This is a genomic window from Microbacterium sp. ISL-59 (genome assembly GCF_018613945.1).
Classification (GTDB): Bacteria; Actinomycetota; Actinomycetes; order Actinomycetales; family Microbacteriaceae; genus Microbacterium; species Microbacterium oxydans_B.
This window is the reverse complement of the sequence record NZ_JAGGPG010000002.1, coordinates 949,742-967,128: the sequence shown is the minus strand read 5'-3', so window position 1 is coordinate 967,128 and position 17,387 is coordinate 949,742. Positions and strand designations below refer to the sequence as shown.

19 protein-coding genes are annotated in these 17,387 nt (G+C 68.4%); 14 read left to right on the top strand and 5 right to left on the bottom strand.

The window, feature by feature from the left end:
- Positions 1 to 208 precede the first annotated feature (208 nt).
- Together J7E45_RS08715 and J7E45_RS08710 are read left to right on the top strand one after the other, a co-directional pair.
- Entirely contained in the window at positions 209 to 724 is a 516-nt protein-coding gene (locus tag J7E45_RS08715) for a hypothetical protein (RefSeq protein WP_215068539.1), read from the top strand.
- A gap of 116 nt (positions 725 to 840) precedes the next feature.
- Complete coding sequence (locus tag J7E45_RS08710) at positions 841 to 1,641, top strand: hypothetical protein (RefSeq protein WP_215068536.1); 801 nt, start codon at positions 841 to 843, stop codon at positions 1,639 to 1,641.
- An 82-nt stretch (positions 1,642 to 1,723) separates the two neighbouring features.
- Here J7E45_RS08710 and J7E45_RS08705 read toward each other — a convergent pair whose 3' ends face one another.
- Positions 1,724 to 2,968 carry an MFS transporter gene (locus J7E45_RS08705; RefSeq protein ID WP_215068534.1) on the bottom strand — a complete coding sequence of 415 codons (1,245 nt, stop codon included), beginning with the start codon at positions 2,966 to 2,968 and terminating at the stop codon, positions 1,724 to 1,726.
- Positions 2,969 to 3,050: 82 nt separating this feature from the next.
- On the opposite strand from J7E45_RS08705, the gene J7E45_RS08700 reads away from it, so the two are divergent.
- The 11 genes from J7E45_RS08700 (at position 3,051) to J7E45_RS08650 (ending at position 13,593) form a co-directional block, all read left to right on the top strand.
- Positions 3,051 to 3,353: a helix-turn-helix transcriptional regulator gene (locus J7E45_RS08700; protein ID WP_167633722.1), complete on the top strand. Its 303-nt coding sequence runs from the start codon at positions 3,051 to 3,053 to the stop codon at positions 3,351 to 3,353.
- Positions 3,354 to 3,421: 68 nt separating this feature from the next.
- The gene (locus tag J7E45_RS08695; RefSeq protein ID WP_215068532.1) at positions 3,422 to 3,946 is read left to right on the top strand and encodes a hypothetical protein; all 525 of its coding nucleotides are present in this window, start codon (positions 3,422 to 3,424) and stop codon (positions 3,944 to 3,946) included.
- Positions 3,947 to 4,137: 191 nt separating this feature from the next.
- Positions 4,138 to 5,034 (top strand): hypothetical protein, encoded by an 897-nt coding sequence (locus J7E45_RS08690; RefSeq protein WP_215068530.1) that lies wholly within the window; start codon positions 4,138 to 4,140, stop codon positions 5,032 to 5,034.
- Between the two features lie 11 nt (positions 5,035 to 5,045).
- Positions 5,046 to 5,444 carry a hypothetical protein gene (locus J7E45_RS08685; protein ID WP_167633724.1) on the top strand — a complete coding sequence of 133 codons (399 nt, stop codon included), beginning with the start codon at positions 5,046 to 5,048 and terminating at the stop codon, positions 5,442 to 5,444.
- A 362-nt stretch (positions 5,445 to 5,806) separates the two neighbouring features.
- Entirely contained in the window at positions 5,807 to 6,373 is a 567-nt protein-coding gene (locus tag J7E45_RS08680; protein WP_215068529.1) for a TetR/AcrR family transcriptional regulator, read from the top strand.
- Between the two features lie 112 nt (positions 6,374 to 6,485).
- The gene (locus J7E45_RS08675) at positions 6,486 to 7,904 is read left to right on the top strand and encodes an MFS transporter (RefSeq protein ID WP_215068528.1); all 1,419 of its coding nucleotides are present in this window, start codon (positions 6,486 to 6,488) and stop codon (positions 7,902 to 7,904) included.
- A 223-nt stretch (positions 7,905 to 8,127) separates the two neighbouring features.
- Positions 8,128 to 9,015 (top strand): Rossmann-like and DUF2520 domain-containing protein, encoded by an 888-nt coding sequence (locus J7E45_RS08670; RefSeq protein ID WP_215068527.1) that lies wholly within the window; start codon positions 8,128 to 8,130, stop codon positions 9,013 to 9,015.
- Complete coding sequence (panC, locus tag J7E45_RS08665) at positions 9,012 to 9,932, top strand: pantoate--beta-alanine ligase (protein WP_215068526.1); 921 nt, start codon at positions 9,012 to 9,014, stop codon at positions 9,930 to 9,932. Before J7E45_RS08670 ends, panC begins: the two co-directional genes overlap by 4 nt.
- On the top strand, positions 9,932 to 10,324 hold the full coding sequence (gene panD / locus J7E45_RS08660; RefSeq protein ID WP_215068524.1) for an aspartate 1-decarboxylase: 393 nt from the start codon (positions 9,932 to 9,934) through the stop codon (positions 10,322 to 10,324). The genes panC and panD overlap by 1 nt, the downstream gene beginning before the upstream one ends.
- Positions 10,321 to 11,190 (top strand): 3-methyl-2-oxobutanoate hydroxymethyltransferase, encoded by an 870-nt coding sequence (gene panB / locus J7E45_RS08655; protein ID WP_215068522.1) that lies wholly within the window; start codon positions 10,321 to 10,323, stop codon positions 11,188 to 11,190. Before panD ends, panB begins: the two co-directional genes overlap by 4 nt.
- Positions 11,191 to 11,379: 189 nt before the next feature.
- On the top strand, positions 11,380 to 13,593 hold the full coding sequence (locus J7E45_RS08650) for a chitobiase/beta-hexosaminidase C-terminal domain-containing protein (protein WP_215068520.1): 2,214 nt from the start codon (positions 11,380 to 11,382) through the stop codon (positions 13,591 to 13,593).
- Positions 13,594 to 13,638: 45 nt separating this feature from the next.
- Here the strand turns inward: J7E45_RS08650 and J7E45_RS08645 are convergent, their stop codons facing one another.
- The 4 genes from J7E45_RS08645 to J7E45_RS08630 all read right to left on the bottom strand — a co-directional run bounded on the left by J7E45_RS08645 (position 13,639) and on the right by J7E45_RS08630 (position 16,523).
- Positions 13,639 to 13,851, bottom strand: coding sequence for a helix-turn-helix transcriptional regulator (locus tag J7E45_RS08645; protein WP_029264006.1), 213 nt, complete (start codon positions 13,849 to 13,851; stop codon positions 13,639 to 13,641).
- The gene (locus J7E45_RS08640; RefSeq protein ID WP_215068518.1) at positions 13,851 to 14,339 is read right to left on the bottom strand and encodes a DUF2975 domain-containing protein; all 489 of its coding nucleotides are present in this window, start codon (positions 14,337 to 14,339) and stop codon (positions 13,851 to 13,853) included. Before J7E45_RS08640 ends, J7E45_RS08645 begins: the two co-directional genes overlap by 1 nt.
- A 93-nt stretch (positions 14,340 to 14,432) precedes the next feature.
- Positions 14,433 to 16,109, bottom strand: a complete 1,677-nt coding sequence (locus tag J7E45_RS08635) for a glycosyltransferase family A protein (RefSeq protein WP_215068516.1) — start codon at positions 16,107 to 16,109, stop codon at positions 14,433 to 14,435.
- Positions 16,110 to 16,244: 135 nt separating this feature from the next.
- Entirely contained in the window at positions 16,245 to 16,523 is a 279-nt protein-coding gene (locus tag J7E45_RS08630; RefSeq protein WP_091033310.1) for a helix-turn-helix domain-containing protein, read from the bottom strand.
- A 68-nt stretch (positions 16,524 to 16,591) separates the two neighbouring features.
- Between J7E45_RS08630 and map the strand changes: the two genes are divergently transcribed.
- Complete coding sequence (gene map / locus J7E45_RS08625) at positions 16,592 to 17,365, top strand: type I methionyl aminopeptidase (RefSeq protein ID WP_215068514.1); 774 nt, start codon at positions 16,592 to 16,594, stop codon at positions 17,363 to 17,365.
- The last annotated feature ends 22 nt before the right edge of the window (positions 17,366 to 17,387 follow it).

The following is a 17,387-nucleotide window of genomic DNA, read 5'->3' as shown; positions in this document are numbered from 1 at the left end:
TCTTTGCGGGCACTGTAGCCAGCGTTAGCCACGACCGGCGGATCGCTGCTCTCCTGAGCGGCGATCCGCCTGTGCTGCGGACCGGCTTTCCATTCATCGCCAGGGCGTAGGGCGTAGAGCGGATGCTGCGGATGCGGCGCTGCTCCGCCCTTCCTTCCCGCGAGCTCCTCCGACATGATGAAGGGGACCGACCTCGAAGGAGTCCTCCGTGTCACTCACACCGCCCCCGGCCCCGCAGGCCGACACCGCCGTCTCCGGGCTCCCCGGCGCCGTGGTGATCGCGGGCATCCGCAAGATGCTCATCTGGACCGTCGTCGCCGGAGTCGTGTACTCGGTCTTCATGAGCGGCAGCAAGGGCATCTGCCCGGGCGGCATCGACGCCAACGGCGGGTTCATCGATGCCGAGGGCCGGTCGGTCGACCAGGCTCCGCTCTGCGTCTCGTTGTCGCTCCACCCCAGCGTGTTCGTCTACGTCGGCATCGCACTGATCGTCCTGATCGCCCTCGGCCGCGTCACCAAGGCAGTCGACGCGCGCGCGGCCCTGCGGACGATGGAACGCGCGATCCAAGGAGCCGGCCTGCTCGTCGCCATCGCCCTCGTCGTGTCGCACGTGTGGTTCCAGCTGACCCCGCTCGAGCACTTCTCCTCCGGCTCGTGGTCTTACTTCAGTCCGTTCCCGCTCGGGGTCATCGACATCTCGACCAACCCGATGACGGGGTCCTGATGGGCTGTCGGCTCACGCGATAGCAAGTGGATCGCTCGCGATTGGGGCGAGCACCGACTTCCTGTTCGAGAAGAGAGGGCCGGCTTCCTGGGAGAGGCCAGCGGATAGGGGTACCCGTGAATGATCTGACGCAGTTGGTCAACGAGATACGCGACGTCGCCGAAGGGCGAGGGTTGACGATTCTTGAAGCGGTATTTCCGGGGGACCCGACATTTGTGCTGCATATCGACGCCACCTCCGTCGAAACTGCTCTCAACCTTGCGCAGTCCATGCTCGCTCCTTTCGTCAGCTTGACGATTGACCGTTTCGACGCTGACGAGTTCCTGGCTGAGTTCGACGGGGAAGCTCCCGCCGCGATGGTCCAGCTCGCGAGGGAACATCATGGTGAACCGCAAGGCCTTGCGATGCGCTGGTTCGGCCTTGGCGCCACGGCGCTCTTCCTCGCCGGCACGGATTGGTCTGATGAACTAAGCGGTTCCCGGGACGAATGGGCGGCCGAGCGTCGAATGGCCTGGGTCGACCAACGTGACAGCCGTGCGATCCGCGTGGCCTATCTCGCGGATCAGATCGAACTCGATCCGCGATACCGTGCTGCGAGCCAGAATCAGCGCACAGTCGTGGGCCGCGTGGTTGCGGATGAGCTAACGAGTGCGGACGATGACGCCACCACGGTGAAATGGGCTCTCGAGCGTGCCAGCCGGTCGGTGCGAGAGAACGCGGCCTCTGCCTACCTCGCGCTCGAAGAGATGATGGAGGCGGTGGCTGACGACTTACGTGAGACAGAAGCTTGGCGTAAGTCGCGCACGGCGAAAGAACGAGAGGCGACGGCGCGGGAATTTATGATGCAACGGACGGGATACGCGCCTCCCGCAACGCTGACGGCCCGATTGGCGAGGGAAGCCTTCACCTGGCGATGACAGCGACCGCGGCAGCGTTCCTTTGCGCGAAAACCTAATTTTCTGTCCTGGTTGACAGCCAGGATGAGCGCATCTCGTCCGCCTACTGCCCCGCCCGCACCCGCAGCCCGAAGGCAACCCCCGCCAGCGCGATCACCACGACCCCGTACCCGACGCACACGGCCTCGAGCCCGACCACCCCGACCAACGCTCCGGCGATCACTGCCGGCACCCCGAACGCCAGGTAAGCCAGCAGGTAGATCACGGCGAAGGTGTCGGCACGCTGCGTCGCCGGGATCCGCGGGGCGAGCGAAGCGACCACTCCCGAGAACGCGGTGCCGAAGCCCATTCCGGTGACGGCGGCCGCGACGAGGTAGAACGGCAGCGACCCGACGCCCAGCGCGATCAGTGACAGCAGAGTCCCGACCGCGAGCGCCGACGTGCCGAACAGCACCATCGACCGCGCTGCGATCTTCCGCAGTACGAACGCCGTGACGGCGCCGACCCCGGCGAGCAGCACGACCCCGAGCCCCTGCCACACATGCGCCTCGCCACCGAGCTCGCCCCGCACGATGTTCGCGCCCAGCGACAGGAACAACCCACCGGTCGCCCATCCGGCGATCACGGCCGGAGCCCCACGCCAGAAGTCCGCGCGGATGGCGGGCGGGATCGACAGCCGGAAGCTCAGCGACGCCCACACCCCGGGCTTGCGCGGCGCCGTCTCGGGCACGAGGAAGAACAGCGCCGCGAGCAGGATGTACGCCGAGCTCAACGGTGCGAACACGTCGAGCAGCGCCTCGCCGCTGAGGTCGAGCACCACGGCCGACACGAGTGCTCCGAGCGCGAGTCCGATCCCCGGGCTCAGCGCGTTCCACAGCGCGGCGACCCCCGCGCGCCCGCCCGGCGCGAAGTCGAGCACCGTCGCCGACAGCGCCGAGATCAGCAGACCGCTCGCAACACCCTGCAGGATGCGCGCGAAGAACAGCATCGCGACGGCATCCGCGTGCCAGAACAGGAACATGCTCCCCGCCAGCAGCAGGAACCCCGCGATCACGACCGGACGTCGCCCGACGTGGTCCGAGAGCGACCCGGCGGTGAGGAGTGTGAGCAGCAGCGCCACCGCGTACACCGCGAACACGGCGCTGATCACGATCGCCTCGAACCCGATGCTCTGCGCGAGCACCGGGTAGAACGGCGACGGCGCACTCGCCCCGACCATCATCAGGATCTGCGCCAAGATCGCGAGCCCGAACCCGAACCGTGCGCGAGGAACGGCGGTGCTCCCGCCGAGTTCCTGGGCCCGTCGAAGGGGCGCCGACGGGCGGACGATCGGCTCGGTGCTGGTCATGGCGACTCCTCATATGGTTCGAGAATCATCGAACTATCGGAGCGTACTCGCCATCCATCGATTGTTCAACTATTCTCGAACCATGCCTGGCGATCTTCCGCACCCGGAGCGCTCCGAGATCCAACTCACCGACGTGCTCTTCGCGCTCAGCGACCCCGAGCGCCTCGCCATCACGCGCCAGCTCGCCGACGGCCCCCTCGACATGGCCGCCTGCCACTCCACCGACCCGAACCTCCCGAAGTCGACCAAGTCGCACTTCATGAAGGTGCTGCGCGAAGCCGGCATCATCCGCAACGAGCCCAACGGCCGCCGACGGATGCTGACGCTGCGCCGCGACGACCTCGACGCGCTCTTCCCCGGGCTGCTGGACTCGGTGCTGCGCTGAGACGCGACGACGATCACGATTGCGATACGTTCGCGATCGTCGCCCACAGGCATGGATAACGTGCCCTCATGAAACCTCGGCACGTCGCGGCGGCGCTGCTCCTCCTTCCGATGCTCGCGCTCGCGGCATGCACACCGGGTGCCACCGGAACCCTCGGGCTGCTCCGGCAGGACGACGGTTCCCTCGACGTGCTCGTGCGCCTCTGCCACGGGTCGGTCGATCTCCTCACCCTGCGGGCGATCAACTCGTACCCTCCGAATGTGGACTCCGCATCCGGCGACGACGGCGGATGGCGGAACGTCGACGACAAGGAGTTCTCGCTACCGACGCCGATCGTGGGCGACGCCGAGATCGCCCTGCCGTTTCGCGAGCAGGCGCTCGGCTCGGACGTGCTCTTCCACCTGACGGCCTTCGGCGACAAAGGGGAGAACGCCGTCTCGGGTCATTTCGCCGCAAGTGAACTGGCGGATGTCCAACCGGGCGAGGTGTTCACGCCCATCGGGATGTTCGCCTCCGACAAGTGGGAGTCCTCCGATGACCCCATCGTGAGCCCCGAGGAGTTCGAGCGGTTCGCCGACGACTTCTGCTCGTGACGCGAGGATGGCGCCGGGTCCTCAGCTCGTCTTCCGGCTCACCGCTGACCGCGGCGGGTTCGCCCGCAGGTGCGCACTGACCTGTGTGAGCACGCGCTCGAGACTGTTCTGTCCCCCAAACGGTTGACATACAAAACGGTAAAACGTTAGTAGGTTAGCGATTGGGCGGGCCAGAACCAATGGGGGTTTCGATGAGAAAATTCAGCGCGTCTGTAACCGTGGGAGCCGCGGTGTTGCTTTCGATCGTGTGGGTTGCGCCGGGGGCCGTGGCAGATGAGGAGACAACCGTCGACGTGGTCGCGAACGCCACTCCGGCGGACGTTGCGGCGGCGGTCGACGTGCCCTTGCTCGGAGCTGGTGAGAGTGCGATAGCTATTGATCGGCTTGAGGTCGAAGTGTCTTCCGAAGCGGCGCATGGCGTTTCCATCTCGGCGGGTGAAGGCACGGCGACCATCGGGCTCCCCTTCGCGGGCGAGGCCAACGCCGGAGTTTCGACAGAGCCCGGTACGGTGACGTACGACAACGGGAACGCGACGAGCAGCGTCGTTCTCCTGCACGAAAGCGGTTCGGTGCAGATTGCGGCAGTGATCGACAGCGCGGATGCGCCGATACGTTACGACTATCCCCTCGATCTTCCGGAGGCATCGAGCATCGTCTTGCGGGACGGGGGCGCGGCTGTGATCGACGATGCAACAGGTGAAGTACTGGGTAGCTTCGCAGCCCCCTGGGCGAAAGACGCAACTGGCAAGGGCGTCCCCACTCGCTATGAGCTGAATGGGGAAACGCTGACGCAGATCGTCGAGCATGACAGCAGCTTCGCCTATCCGGTGGTCGCTGATCCGACGTACACGACATCGGTGATCTACCTCAGCCGTGCCCAGGTCGTCAGTATGTACAACGGTCTCAAGGGACTCAATGGGGTATGTAGCGCTTTTCCGATTCCGTGGCCGGCCAGCATCGCGTGCGCTGGGCTCGCCCCAGGAGCGCAGATCGAGAAGGCATACTGGCAAAAGCTGCGGATCAAGGTGACCTACTTCAACTGCGGGTTCAACTACTGCAGCTACACGACGTACACGGCAGTCAGGTAGACAGGAGGGGCATGATGCGTATCAAGGAACCGGCCGCCAAGCTCGGTTATGTCGTCGCCGTCGCCATCGGACTCACGCTCACGACCGTTCCGCTCGCGGCCGTCAACCTTGACCTCGGGTTCGCGTGGGGAGTCCTGGCCCTCGTGGCAGCTGTCGTCGTGGCAGCTCGAACCTTCCGCGGCGCAGGAGAATCCGACGCTCCCCGACCCTGGTGGAAGATGACGAGCACGCGAGGAAGCGGAATCCTCCTCGCCGCGCTGTTCTTCATTCAGGGCGTCACCACATCCGTCGGCGTCTTCACCCTGTCGAACCCGCCACTCGCGCTCGTCGGTGCTGTCGTGGCGCTGACGCTGTCGGCCTTCTCCCTGAACTCTGCGATCAGGACTCGACCGGTCCCGGCATCGGCCTAGCGGGGAGTGGGCTGCGGGACTCGGCGCGGATGCCGAGGCGGCCGCTGGACCGATCGCCGGCAAGGTCATGGTCGTGCCGTGACGTCGGGGTGGCGCCTGGTGCGGATGTCGGATCTGGTGCGGATGTCGGGAGGATGCGCGGATGTCGGGTGACGCGCCGTGCATCGGTCCGACAGGTGTGCATCGGTCCGACAGATGTGCATCGGTCCGACAGGTGTGCGCGGGAGGGCGGCTCGGCGGCGACCGCCCTCCTGGCGGCATCCGCCCCCGTGTGTTCCGCGCTCGACTTCCCCGGAGCCGTTCACGCCGAACTTTCTGCTCGCCCTTGCGACTCTCGGAAGAGTGAGTGTACAGTCACTCATATGTCCACGACCCGCAGCTCCATCCTTTCGACGGCCGATGCCCGCCGGCCTGTCGTGGCCGCGGCGGCGCTGGCGGCGTTCGCGCGCAGCGGCTATCACGGCACGACCGTCGCCGACGTGGCGCGCGAGGCCAAGATCTCCCCGGCCTACGTCTTCAAGCTGTACTCCGGCAAGGAGGCGCTGTTCGTCGTGGCGCTCGAGGCATGCTTCGACGCGATCGTCTCCGCCCTCGAAGAAGGGGCGGATGCTGCCGCCGACACCTCGCCCGAAGGCGTGCTCGACGCGATGGGCGACGCCTACGCGCACCTCATCTCCGACCGGAAGCTGCTGATGCTGCAGGTGCACGCGCAGTCGGTCGCCGAGATCCCCGCGATCGGGGAGGCGCTGCGCGCAGGGCTCGAACGCGTCACGACGTTCGCGAAGACCCGTTCACGGGCGGGCGACGACGACGTGCAGCGCTTCATCGCCTACGGGCAGCTCTGTCACCTGATCGTCACCACGCAGCTCGACGGACGCCAGGGGGACTGGGTCGCCCTGTTGACCAAGGGGATCACGCACCCCGACTGATCCACCCTCCCGGGGTGTCGGCACTTCTCCATGCCCGCAGGAGTGAGTGAGTAGTCACTCATCCAACCGGCCTCGAAACATCACGGACAAGAACCCAGAAAAGGAGCACGTCATGACCACCCTCACCTCCCTCCCGGCGCTCGCCGCACCGCGCAGTACGCGCCGGTGGCTCGCCCTCAGCCTCCTCGCGCTCGCGCAGTTCCTCGTGGTGCTCGACGCCTCGATCGTGAACATCGCCCTCCCCGTCCTCGGCCGGCAGCTCGACATGGACACCGCCGCCCTCGCCTGGGTCATCACCGCCTACGTGCTCGCGTTCGGCGGCCTGCTCCTCCTCGGCGGACGCCTCGCCGACCGCTACGGACACCGTCGGGTGTTCCTGATCGGAACGGCCGGATTCGTGGCGGCATCCGCCCTCGCCGGGCTCTCGGTGTCGAGCGAGATGCTCCTCGCCGCCCGCGCCCTGCAGGGCGTCTCGGCTGCGCTCCTCGCTCCCGCCGCCCTCGCGCTGCTGACCCAGCTGTTCCCGAACGACGCCGAGCGCACCAAGGCGCTGGGTGTGTGGGGAGCCGTCGCCGGCATCGGATCGGCCGCGGGGGTACTGCTCGGCGGAGTGCTCACGGCGACCCTCGGCTGGCAGTCGGTGTTCTTCGTGAACGTGCCCGTCGGCGCGCTCGTGCTCATCGCGATTCCGCTGCTCATCACCCGTGACGGCATGCGAACTCCCGGCCGCCTGGATGCCGCCGGTGCCGTGACCGTCACCGCATCACTGGTCGCGCTCGTCGGTGCCCTCAGCGCGGTCGAGCGGGTCGGCTTCGTGCACCCGCTCCCGCTGAGCCTGCTCGCCCTCGCGCTGATCCTCGGCGTCGCCTTCGTGGCGATCGAGCGCCGGGCTGCCGAGCCGCTCGTCCCGCTCCGCGTGTTCCGCAACCGCAACCTCGCCCTCGGCAACATCGTCATGCTGCTCGGCGGCGCCACCATGGTCGCCCTCTTCTTCGCCCTCTCGGTCTACATGCAGGCCGTGCTCGGCTACGACGCCCTCACCGCGGGCCTCACGCAGCTGCCCCTCGCCGGTGTGCTCGTGATCGTCGCCGGCAGTGTGCCCGCCGTGATCGCCCGCGTCGGCACGCGGCCGGTGCTGATCGGGGCGCTGCTCATCCTGGCCGCGGGGCTCCTCTGGCTCGCCGCATCCCCGGCGGATGCCGCGTTCCTCACGCACCTGCTCGGCCCGACCATCCTGATCGGGGTCGGACTCGGCGGCGCTGTCGTGGCGACCACCCAGCTCGCGGTCGACGGCGTCGAAGGTGCAGAGGCCGGACTCGCCGGCGGGCTCGTCAACACCAGCCAGCAGATCGGCGGCGCGATCGGACTGGCGGTGCTCGGCACGGTCGCCGGCCTGCGCACGGCCGCGCTGTCGGCAGAGGGGGCGTCGTCTGCCGAGGCGCTCACCGGCGGATTCTCCTGGCTCTTCCTCGGGGCGGCGGGACTGGCGGTCGTCGGGGCCGGGATCGTCGCGGTCTGGCGTCGCGACTGAGGTCCCTGATGTGCGGGTCCGTGGAGTGCGTCGTGCTGCGCTCCGCGGGCCCGTCCGTTTTGGAGTGAGAGCGATATGCCATCTGCTTACTGCTGATTATCAAGCTAATGACAAATGACTGACGGCCACGGGTTGTCATTCTGCTCCCAGATTTGGAGAGGGCGCCGTGAGGGGCGGATACTTCTCGCATCCGGACCGCCCCCAACTCGGCCGGGGAATCGACATGCAGACCTCCTCCTCACCCGCGCCAGGAACGACCATCGCCATCGTCGGCGCCGGTCGGCTCGGACGCGTGCTCGCGCGGTCGCTCCGCACGGCGGGGTTCGACGTCCTCGGCCCCCTCCGCCGCGATCAGTCGATGCCGACGGTCGACATCGCGCTGCTCTGCGTTCCGGACTCCGCCATCCCGGCCGTCGCGTTCGTCGCTCGACCGCACGCGCGGCTCGTCGGACACGTCTCGGGCGCCACGTTGCTCGACGACGTCGACTTCAGCCTCCACCCGATGCAGACGTTCACGGGTGGGGAGACTCCCGACGTGTTCCACGGCATCGGTGCCGCGGTCGCCGGGCGCACCGACGACGCCCGCGCCGTGGCCGAGCAGCTGGCCCGCGCACTCGGTGCCCGCCCGTTCATGGTCGAGGACGAGCACCGCGCGAGCTATCACGCGGCGGCATCCTTCACCTCGAACTTCGTGCTGACGGTGCTCGATGCGGCCGAGCAGCTCGCTTCGGCCGCGGGCATCCCGGAGGCTGAGGCTCGCGAACTCCTCGCCCCGCTCGTCCGGCAGACGGTCGAGAACTGGGCGGATGCGGGAGCGCAGAACGCCCTCACCGGACCGATCGCCCGCGGCGACACGGAGACGGTCGCCCGTCAGAGGTCGGCTGCCGCAGAGGTCGACCTTCAGGACCTGTTCGACGCCCTCGCCGCCGCCACGCGGGCGATCGCGTCTCGCGTCGAAGCCCCGGTACGGATGTCGGGAGAACGCACGGATGCAGGGAGAAACACCGCCGTTCCGCCCGACAGCCGTCCCTCCTCCCGACAGGTGACCGGCGAAGTGACCGGCGAAGTGACCGCCGAAGTGACCGCCGCCCCGAAGGAGCCTTCCGCATGAGAATCCTCCGCACCATCCCCGAGGTGCGCGCAGCCGTCCGCGAGGCTCGGCTCGCGAACCACACGGTCGGCCTCGTCCCCACGATGGGCGCCTTCCACGACGGACACCTCTCTCTCATGCGGGCCGCGCGCGCGGCATCCGATCTCGTCGTCGTCTCGCTCTTCGTCAACCCGACCCAGTTCGGCGCGAACGAAGACCTCAGCTCCTACCCGCGCGATGAAGCCCGCGACGCGGAGCTCGCCGAGGCCGAGGGCGTCGACATCCTCTTCGCGCCCGCGGCATCCGAGATCTACCCCGACGGGTTCGCGACGAACATCCACGTCGCCGGCCTCACCGACGTGCTCGACGGCGCGAGCCGCGGCGCGCACCACTTCGATGGCGTCGCCACGGTCGTCATGAAGCTGTTCGGGATCGTCCGGCCGGATTCCGCGTACTTCGGACAGAAGGATGCGCAGCAGGTGCTCGTCGTCCGCCGCGTCGTGCGCGATCTCGACCTCGATGTGCGCATCGTCGCGTGCCCGATCGTGCGAGAGGCCGACGGACTCGCCATGAGTTCGCGCAACGTCTACCTCGACGATGCCGCGCGGCTGCAGGCGACCGCGCTGAACCGGGCGCTGGATGCGGCGGCCGAGGTGTTCGCGGCGGGGGAGCGCGAGGGGGCGAGCATCCTGTCGGCGGCACGGCGCGTGCTCGAAGACGCCCGGATCTCGGTGGAGTACCTGGAGCTCCGCGATGCCGAGACGCTGAAGCCGGTCGTCCGCGTCGAGCGGGACGCGCTGCTCGCGGTCGCCGCCCGCGTCGGCGCCGCCCGGCTGATCGACAACCATGTGCTGTCTGTCGCCGACGTCGCTGAACCGGACGCCGCCGGCCCATATACCGCCGACCTGCAGACCACCGACCCGAGGGGCGACGCCTGATGCGACGCACGATGCTGAAGTCGAAGATCCACCGCGCGACCGTCACCGCCAGCGATCTGCACTACGTCGGCTCGATCACGATCGACCCCATCCTGCTCGAGGCCGCCGACATCCTCCCCCACGAGCAGGTGCACGTCGTCGACGTCGACAACGGCGCCCGCTTCGAGACCTACACGCTGACCGGCGTGCGCGGATCCGGCGTCATCCAGGTCAACGGCGCCGCGGCCCGCCTCGTGCATACCGGCGACACGATCATCGTCATCTCGTACGCCGACTATTCGCGCGAAGACCTCGAGAGCTACGAGCCGGTGGTGGTGCATGTCGACCGGGACAACGCGATGATCCAGGTCGATGACGCCGTCGACCGCCTGCTGACGGAGGCCCGTGCATGAGCGCCCACGCCGCCCCGCGCAAACGTGTGACGCTCGCCGCTCTCGCCGCGAAGAAGGACGCCGGCGAGCCGATCGTCATGGTCACCGCCTACGACCATCCGAGCGCGCAGATCGTCGAGGCTGCCGGCGTCGACATCGTGCTCGTGGGCGACTCGGCCGCGATGACCGTGCTCGGATACGACAGCACCGTGCCGGTCACGGTCGACGAGATGCTGATGCTCACCAAGGCCGTGCGCCGCGGGCTGACCGTGCCGCTGCTGGTCGGCGACCTGCCGTTCGGGTCGTACGAGGCCTCGGATGAGCTCGCCATCGCCACCGCACAGCGCTTCGTCAAGGAAGCCGGCTGCGACCTGGTGAAGATCGAGCGCGGTGGCACGACCGTCGACCGCGCGCAGGCGCTCGTGCAGGCCGGCATCCCCGTGGTCGGACACGTCGGGCTCACCCCGCAGACGGCCACGGCGCTCGGCGGCTACCGTGCCCAGGGCCGCACCGCCGAGGCGGCGCTCGCCGTGATCGACGATGCCCTCGCCCTGCAGGCCGCCGGGTGCTCGATGCTCGTGGTCGAGGCGGTGCCGTCCGAGGTCACCGCCGCGCTGGTTCCGCTGCTCGACATTCCCGTGATCGGCATCGGAGCCGGAGCGGATGCCGACGGGCAGGTGCTCGTGTTCCACGACCTGCTCGGGCTGTACGACGGCGGCACGGCCAAGTTCGTCAAACGGTACGCGGAGCTACGCGCGGCTGCGGTGGCCGGCGTGGGCGCGTATGCGGCGGAGGTGCGCGGTGGCGTGTACCCCGCACCCGAGCACGGGTATGCGATGCCGGAGGGTGAGGCGGCGCGGCTCGGGGAGTTGCTCGCGGGGCGCTGAAGGCCGACAACACCCTCTCCACAGCACCGTGATCTTGTATTCACTTCTTTTCCGAGCGTCCGGGCCACCGCCCGCAAAGTTGTTTACCTAACGTTCCTGCTTTCGCCGTTCCCCGTCTCGAACGGCTCCCTAACGTCGCTCTCAGCGCCGGTCCGGTGCGTCGTAGATACACACGTGGAAGAGGATGAAGTGAAGAGACAGATCGCAGGAGTGTGCGCGCTCGCGGCCGTGGCCGCCGCCGTCGCATTCCCCCTCACGGCGGCGAACGCTGCCGAGGAGCTCGCGGCACCGACATTCAGCCAGGACGGCGGCCGATTCACGGAGTCGACCACCGTCACGCTCACCGCGCCGCAGGGCGCCCAGATCAGGTACACGCTCGACGGATCGATGCCGACCGCGAAGAGCCCGCTCTACACGAAGCCACTGGTCATCGACGAGACGACCAACCTCGCCGCGGTCTCGATCAAGGCCGGGGCGACCTCGCCCGCCGAGATCGAGGGCTACATCATCAAGACCGACGAAGAGCCGCTCACGTCGTTCTTCGTGATGAGCGACGTGCACACGTCAGCCCTCACCGAGAAGAACCGGGGCATCTGGAAGAGCCACTTCGACACCCTCGCGTCGATCAACCCCGACCCCGATCTGATCATCTCCAACGGGGACCAGATCAACGACAACAACAACAACACCGCGCCCGACCACCAGGTCGTGAAGACGATCTTCGACGAGAACATCGACCGCCTCGGCCTCGACGACACCCCGATCCTGATGTCGCACGGCAACCACGACGTGGGCAACGCCGACATGGCGAAGTACTACGGCGACTGGTTCCCGAACGCATCCGGCGGCTACTACGAGAAGACGATCGACGACCAGACGTTCCTCGTGATCGACACCGAGCGGTACTCCGGCGCGCAGCGCACCTGGCTGCAGGGACGCCTCGCCGCGCTCTCCGCCGAGCCGGATGCCCTCAACACCCCGATCTTCGTCGTCGGCCATCGCCCGACCGCCAACACGGTCTACGACGGAGCCCAGGCCTCCAACGCCACCCTCACCGCCGACCTCTCGGGATACCCGCAGGCCGTCTACTTCTCGGGCCACTCGCACCTGCACCTGAACGACGAGCGTTCGATCTGGCAGGGCGGCTTCACGGCCGTGAACGACGGATCGATGTCGTACACCGAGACCCCGCACGATGCGTACCAGATCTACGGCAATGCGCTCTGGGACGAGTTCACGATCCCGACGGCGCAGGCCCTGTACGTCGAGGTCTACGCCGACCGCACCGAGATCGACCGCATCAACTTCGCCGCCGACGACGAGCGCACCTACGACAACGGCGCCTGGGGCTACCAGTCCGGCTACCCCTTCGCCAGCGCCGGCACGCTCGCGGGTCCCACCTGGACGGTCCGCCTCGACGGCACGACGCCCGAAGAGGTGCGCGCCAACTTCGACTACACATCGGCCGCGCGTGACAACGTCGCACCGGTGCAGCAGGGCGCGCCCGTGCACACCGTGACGGCGACCGGCGCCGACGTCCTCCGGGTGCCCGCGGCGACCGACGACGAATCCGTCTACGGCTACGACGTGCGGGTCCGCGACGCGGCCACCGGCGTCGAGGCGCTGCCGATCCGCGCCGGCGCTAAGGTGCTCGCCGACTTCCAGATCGCGCCGCGTCCGAGCATCCTCGAGATCCCGCTCGCGATCCGCAACGGACGCCAGGCGAACGCTCCGCTGATCACCCTCACCAAGGGGACGAGCTACATCGCCGAGGTCACCGCCGTCGACATGTACGGCAACCGCTCCGAGAAGACCACGGTCTCGTTCGTCGCCGGGCAGGTGCCCGACACGACGCGCCCGCAGGTGACGCTCGTCAGCCCGACCACGGCCGGTCCGTCGAAGGCCATCGACATCCGCGTCGACGCGACCGACGAGGTGGGTCTCTCCCGCATCGTCGCCAACGTCTACCAGGGCAGCACGCTCGTCAAGAGCACGCAGTCGAAGGCCGCCGGCACGGCTGGCTCGCACGTCGCGACCGTGACGCTCCCCGACGGGGCGTACACGATCAAGTACAACGCGCAGGATGCCGCGGGCAACATCTCGAAGACCTCGACGTTCGGTCTCACGGTCGACGCCACCGCCCCCACCGTGACCGTCAAGACCGGTGACTCGTTCACCGTCGGCGACGCGGCGGGCTACGACAAGGTCAGCTTCAAGCTCCACGATGCCGGCAAGATCGACCGGCTCGAGCTGAACGGCGTCGGCAAGGACCTCTCGAACAACGTCTGGTCCGACCTCAACTTCGTGAAGCCGGGAGTGTTCGGCGGAGTCACGGGCGAGAACACGCTCCTCGTCCACGACGTCGCCGGCAACGTCACGACGGTCGAGTTCGTGCTGCGCTGATCGAGCGCCGCGAAGCCCCGCGGGCGTACCGCGGGGCTTCGTGCGTCAGCCGGCGTCGGGCTCCCAGCGCAGCAGATCGCCGGGCTGGCACTCCAGCACCGCGCAGAGGGCATCCAGCGTCGTGAAGCGCACCGCCTTCGCGCGACCGTTCTTCAAGACGGCGAGGTTGGTCGGCGTGATGCCGATGCGCTCGGCCAGCTCGCCGACACTCATCTTCCGCCGCGCCATCATCACATCGATGTCGACCACCACCGGCATCAGATCACCTCGTCGTCGAGCTCGGAGCGCAGCGCTCGCGCTTCGGCCTCACTGTCGATCGCCTGCCGCAGCAGCGCCTTCATGACGACCACGAGCAGCGCCATCCCGGCGAGCACGACCCCGGCGCCGCCGATCAGCGCCACGACACCCGGCGCCGTCGACCCCGGCGTGAGCAGCGCGGCCAGGATCCAGGTGAGCGCAGCCGCCACCAGGATCGCCCCGATGATGACGTTCACGTACCGGAACGACGACTCCGCGAAGATCGACCCGCGCCGCACTCGCGTGAGCAGCATCCACACGCACACCCCGAACACCTGCAGCGTTCCCACGCCCAGCACCACAAGCGACACCAGCACGATCCGGCCCCACAGCTCGTCCTCGGCGAGGTCGAGCCACAGCAGCGGCACGATGAGTGCCTGCACTGCCAGCGAACCCAGTAGCGCCACCGCGATCACGATGCGCAGAACGACGATCGTCGTCTTCCCCATTGCCCACTCCTTCATCGAAGAACAACAGGAATCTATCGTTATTCGTTCGATTGGGCAAGCGCGGTCGGGCGCCCGACGCCTGCGCCGGAGCGGTCAGTGCCTCCGGAGGAGACGGCGGATGCTGCGCACCGTGCGGCCCGCGGCATCCTTGAGTCCGCCGCCCGGCCACTCCCGCCGCAACTCCACCGTGCCGCCCTCGCCCACCGTGCTGCCCTCGTCCACCGTGAGTGTGCACGTGCGTCCGGCCAGGATCGGCGAGCGACCGGCGCGAGCGAGCACCGCGGGATCGGCTTCGAGAGGAACCTCGAACGTCCAGCCCGCCCGGCGGACCTTGACGGAGAGTGGCCCGCCTCGGGAATCGTCCGTGCGGCCGAACGAGCGAACGGGGTCGATCGACAGGGCGACGGCGGAGAGGTCACGGGGGCGACCGCCGGAGAGGATGCGCTCGGTGTCCGACCCGTCGCGGAGGATCAGCTCGATGCGATCGTTGCGCAGCTCGCGATCCACCGCCAGGAGATTCGCCGGCAGCCCCTCGAGCGAAGAGAGCGGCAGTGACGTCAGCCGAATCGACTTCTTGGCCCCGGAGGGCTTCGCGCCGGCCATAGGCCCACCGGCATCCATCGCGGCGGGGCCCGACGGCTCCGCGGCGAAAGTCTCGAACACCAGCGCATCCTTCCCGTCACGCGTGATGTCGACGCGAACGGTGAGATGCAGGCCCCCGCCCCGCGACCAGTGCGCGGCTGTCACGGTGGCGCGGCACTCAAGCCCTGACTCGAACGCGGCCAGGCGCACCAGGTCGTCACGCCGATCGGCGCGCAGCAGCGCCGCGCGGATGCGGTGAGCGAAGCCGAGGCCGGCATCCACGCCAGGACCGAACCGTCTCTGCGTCAGCGGGACGACCACGTCCAGCAGGCGGTCGCGATACTCGTCGGGGTACTTGACCATGCGCGGCCCCGCGATGCGCTTGAGGATCTTGCCGCGGAACCAGTGCCGCAGGAGTCGGTCGCGCAGTCGCCCCGGCTCGGTGTGCGCCTCGACGATGTCGAGCACGGTCTCCAGGTGCGGGAAGTACGTCTCCGGCTCGATCCGCGCAGAGCTGGCGCTGCCCGGCTGCTTCACCCAGGCGTAGCAGGGCTCGCTCGCGAGGATCGAGATCGTCGACGCGGCGAAGTAGGCCTGCATCACGAACAGGTGATCCTCGAGCCGCACGCGCCCCTCCGGGAAGCGGATGCCGTTCGCCCGCAGGAACGCCGTGCGGAACATCTTGTGCGGCGTGAGCATCTCGAGCAGCGGGTCGGTACCTAGGACCGCCCGGGGGATGTCGTGGCGGAAGATCTTGCTTGGAAGCGGGCGGCCGATCCCCACCTCCTTGCCGACGACGACGTCGGACGCGTTCGCATCCGCGTAGTCGCACAGCTTCTCGAGGGCGCCGTCGAACAGGTAGTCGTCTTGATCGACGAACTGCACGTACTTTCCGCGGGCGGCATCGACGCCGTGGTTGCGCGGCATGCCCGGCCACCCGGAGTGCTCCAGCGACAGCACCCGCACGTTCGGGCGGTCGCGGGCGACGGCGGCCAGGCGCTCACCGGTCGGCTCGCCCGAGCCGTCGTCGCACAGGAGAACCTCGAACGCGGCGGGGTCGAGGGTCTGACGATCGAGCGATGCGATGAGGTCATCGAACGAGGGCCCCGGCCGGAACACCGGCACCACCACGCTCACGCGGATGCTGTTCCCGCTGCTGTTGTTCTCCGGCTGAATGCTCTGCGACAAAACGTCTCCCCCACGTCGACTGTTCCTCGAGCTAAACACGCCTTCCTGTGGGGGTCACCAGGCTTGCGTTTCGGCCGGGCGTGTGCAGAAGTTGGCACGGCGCGCAGGCAGAGTGGCGCGAGACGCTCCTCGAATTCAGGAGGCGATGCGTCGAGCCGTGGTCTCGGCCGTGCGCGGGTCGACCTCGGCCCACACCGCATCCAGCGAGAGCTCGAGCACGCCGGCGATCGCCGCGATCGTCGAGAACGCGGGGGTGGCGACGCGTCCCGACTCGATCTTGCGCAGGGTCTCGGGGGAGATGCCGGCATCCAGTGCGACGCTCAGCATCGACCGTTCCCCGCGCGCGCGACGCAGCAGGGCACCGAGGCGCTCGCCGCGTTCGACCTCGGCAGGGGTGAGCGGCATCCGGACCATCATGATGCCCATACTAATACCGGGATAGTATTACCGGGATAGTTATTGGTCACGACGGAAGAGAACCCATGATCGAGATCCTGAATGCCGACGAGCTCACGCGGGCGCGGGCCACCGGCGCGCTCGTCGGCGACATCCTGCAGGCGTTGAAAGCGCGTGCCAGGGTCGGCGTGAACCTGCTCGACCTCGACCGGTGGGCGAAGCAGCTGATCGAGGATGCCGGGGCCGAGTCCTGCTACGTCGACTACGCCCCCTCGTTCGGCCGCGGCCCGTTCGGCCACTACGTCTGCACGGCCGTGAACGACGCCGTGCTGCACGGCATGCCCCACGACTATGCGCTGCGGCCGGGAGACCTGCTCACGCTCGACCTGGCCGTCGCACTGCGCGGCATCTCGGCCGATGCGGCCATCAGCTTCGTGGTCGGTGGCACCCCGGCGGCGGAAGACCTCGCCATGATCGAGGCGACCGAGCGGGCGCTCGCCGCGGGCATCGCCGCCGCTCGACCCGGTGCCCGCATCGGCGACCTTTCGCACGCGATCGGCACGGTGCTGCACGACGCCGGCTACCCGATCAACCTCGAGTTCGGTGGCCACGGCATCGGCTCGACCATGCACCAGGATCCTCATATCGCGAACGACGGTCGGCCCGGCCGCGGCTACACGCTGCGCCCCGGGCTCCTGCTCGCGCTCGAGCCCTGGGTCATGGCCGACACCGACGTGCTGCGCACCGACGACGACGGGTGGACCCTGCGGAGCGCGACCGGATGCCGCACGGCGCACACCGAGCACACGATCGCGATCACCGCGGATGGGGCCGAGATCCTGACGCTGCCGAGATCCTGACCCTGCCGACGGATCGCGCCGC

Excerpts from the sequence above, each read along its gene's own strand:
- J7E45_RS08685 (WP_167633724.1), top strand. The coding sequence starts at position 5,046 with ATGATGCGTATCAAGGAACCGGCCGCCAAGCTCGGTTATGTCGTCGCC.
- panC (WP_215068526.1), top strand. The coding sequence starts at position 9,012 with ATGAGAATCCTCCGCACCATCCCCGAGGTGCGCGCAGCCGTCCGCGAG.
- J7E45_RS08670 (WP_215068527.1), top strand. The coding sequence starts at position 8,128 with ATGCAGACCTCCTCCTCACCCGCGCCAGGAACGACCATCGCCATCGTC.
- J7E45_RS08630 (WP_091033310.1), bottom strand. The coding sequence starts at position 16,523 with ATGGTCCGGATGCCGCTCACCCCTGCCGAGGTCGAACGCGGCGAGCGC.
- J7E45_RS08695 (WP_215068532.1), top strand. The coding sequence starts at position 3,422 with ATGAAACCTCGGCACGTCGCGGCGGCGCTGCTCCTCCTTCCGATGCTC.
- J7E45_RS08675 (WP_215068528.1), top strand. The coding sequence starts at position 6,486 with ATGACCACCCTCACCTCCCTCCCGGCGCTCGCCGCACCGCGCAGTACG.
- J7E45_RS08700 (WP_167633722.1), top strand. The coding sequence starts at position 3,051 with ATGCCTGGCGATCTTCCGCACCCGGAGCGCTCCGAGATCCAACTCACC.
- J7E45_RS08705 (WP_215068534.1), bottom strand. The coding sequence starts at position 2,968 with ATGACCAGCACCGAGCCGATCGTCCGCCCGTCGGCGCCCCTTCGACGG.
- panB (WP_215068522.1), top strand. The coding sequence starts at position 10,321 with ATGAGCGCCCACGCCGCCCCGCGCAAACGTGTGACGCTCGCCGCTCTC.
- J7E45_RS08645 (WP_029264006.1), bottom strand. The coding sequence starts at position 13,851 with ATGCCGGTGGTGGTCGACATCGATGTGATGATGGCGCGGCGGAAGATG.
- panD (WP_215068524.1), top strand. The coding sequence starts at position 9,932 with ATGCGACGCACGATGCTGAAGTCGAAGATCCACCGCGCGACCGTCACC.
- J7E45_RS08680 (WP_215068529.1), top strand. The coding sequence starts at position 5,807 with ATGTCCACGACCCGCAGCTCCATCCTTTCGACGGCCGATGCCCGCCGG.
- J7E45_RS08690 (WP_215068530.1), top strand. The coding sequence starts at position 4,138 with ATGAGAAAATTCAGCGCGTCTGTAACCGTGGGAGCCGCGGTGTTGCTT.
- J7E45_RS08640 (WP_215068518.1), bottom strand. The coding sequence starts at position 14,339 with ATGGGGAAGACGACGATCGTCGTTCTGCGCATCGTGATCGCGGTGGCG.
- map (WP_215068514.1), top strand. The coding sequence starts at position 16,592 with ATGATCGAGATCCTGAATGCCGACGAGCTCACGCGGGCGCGGGCCACC.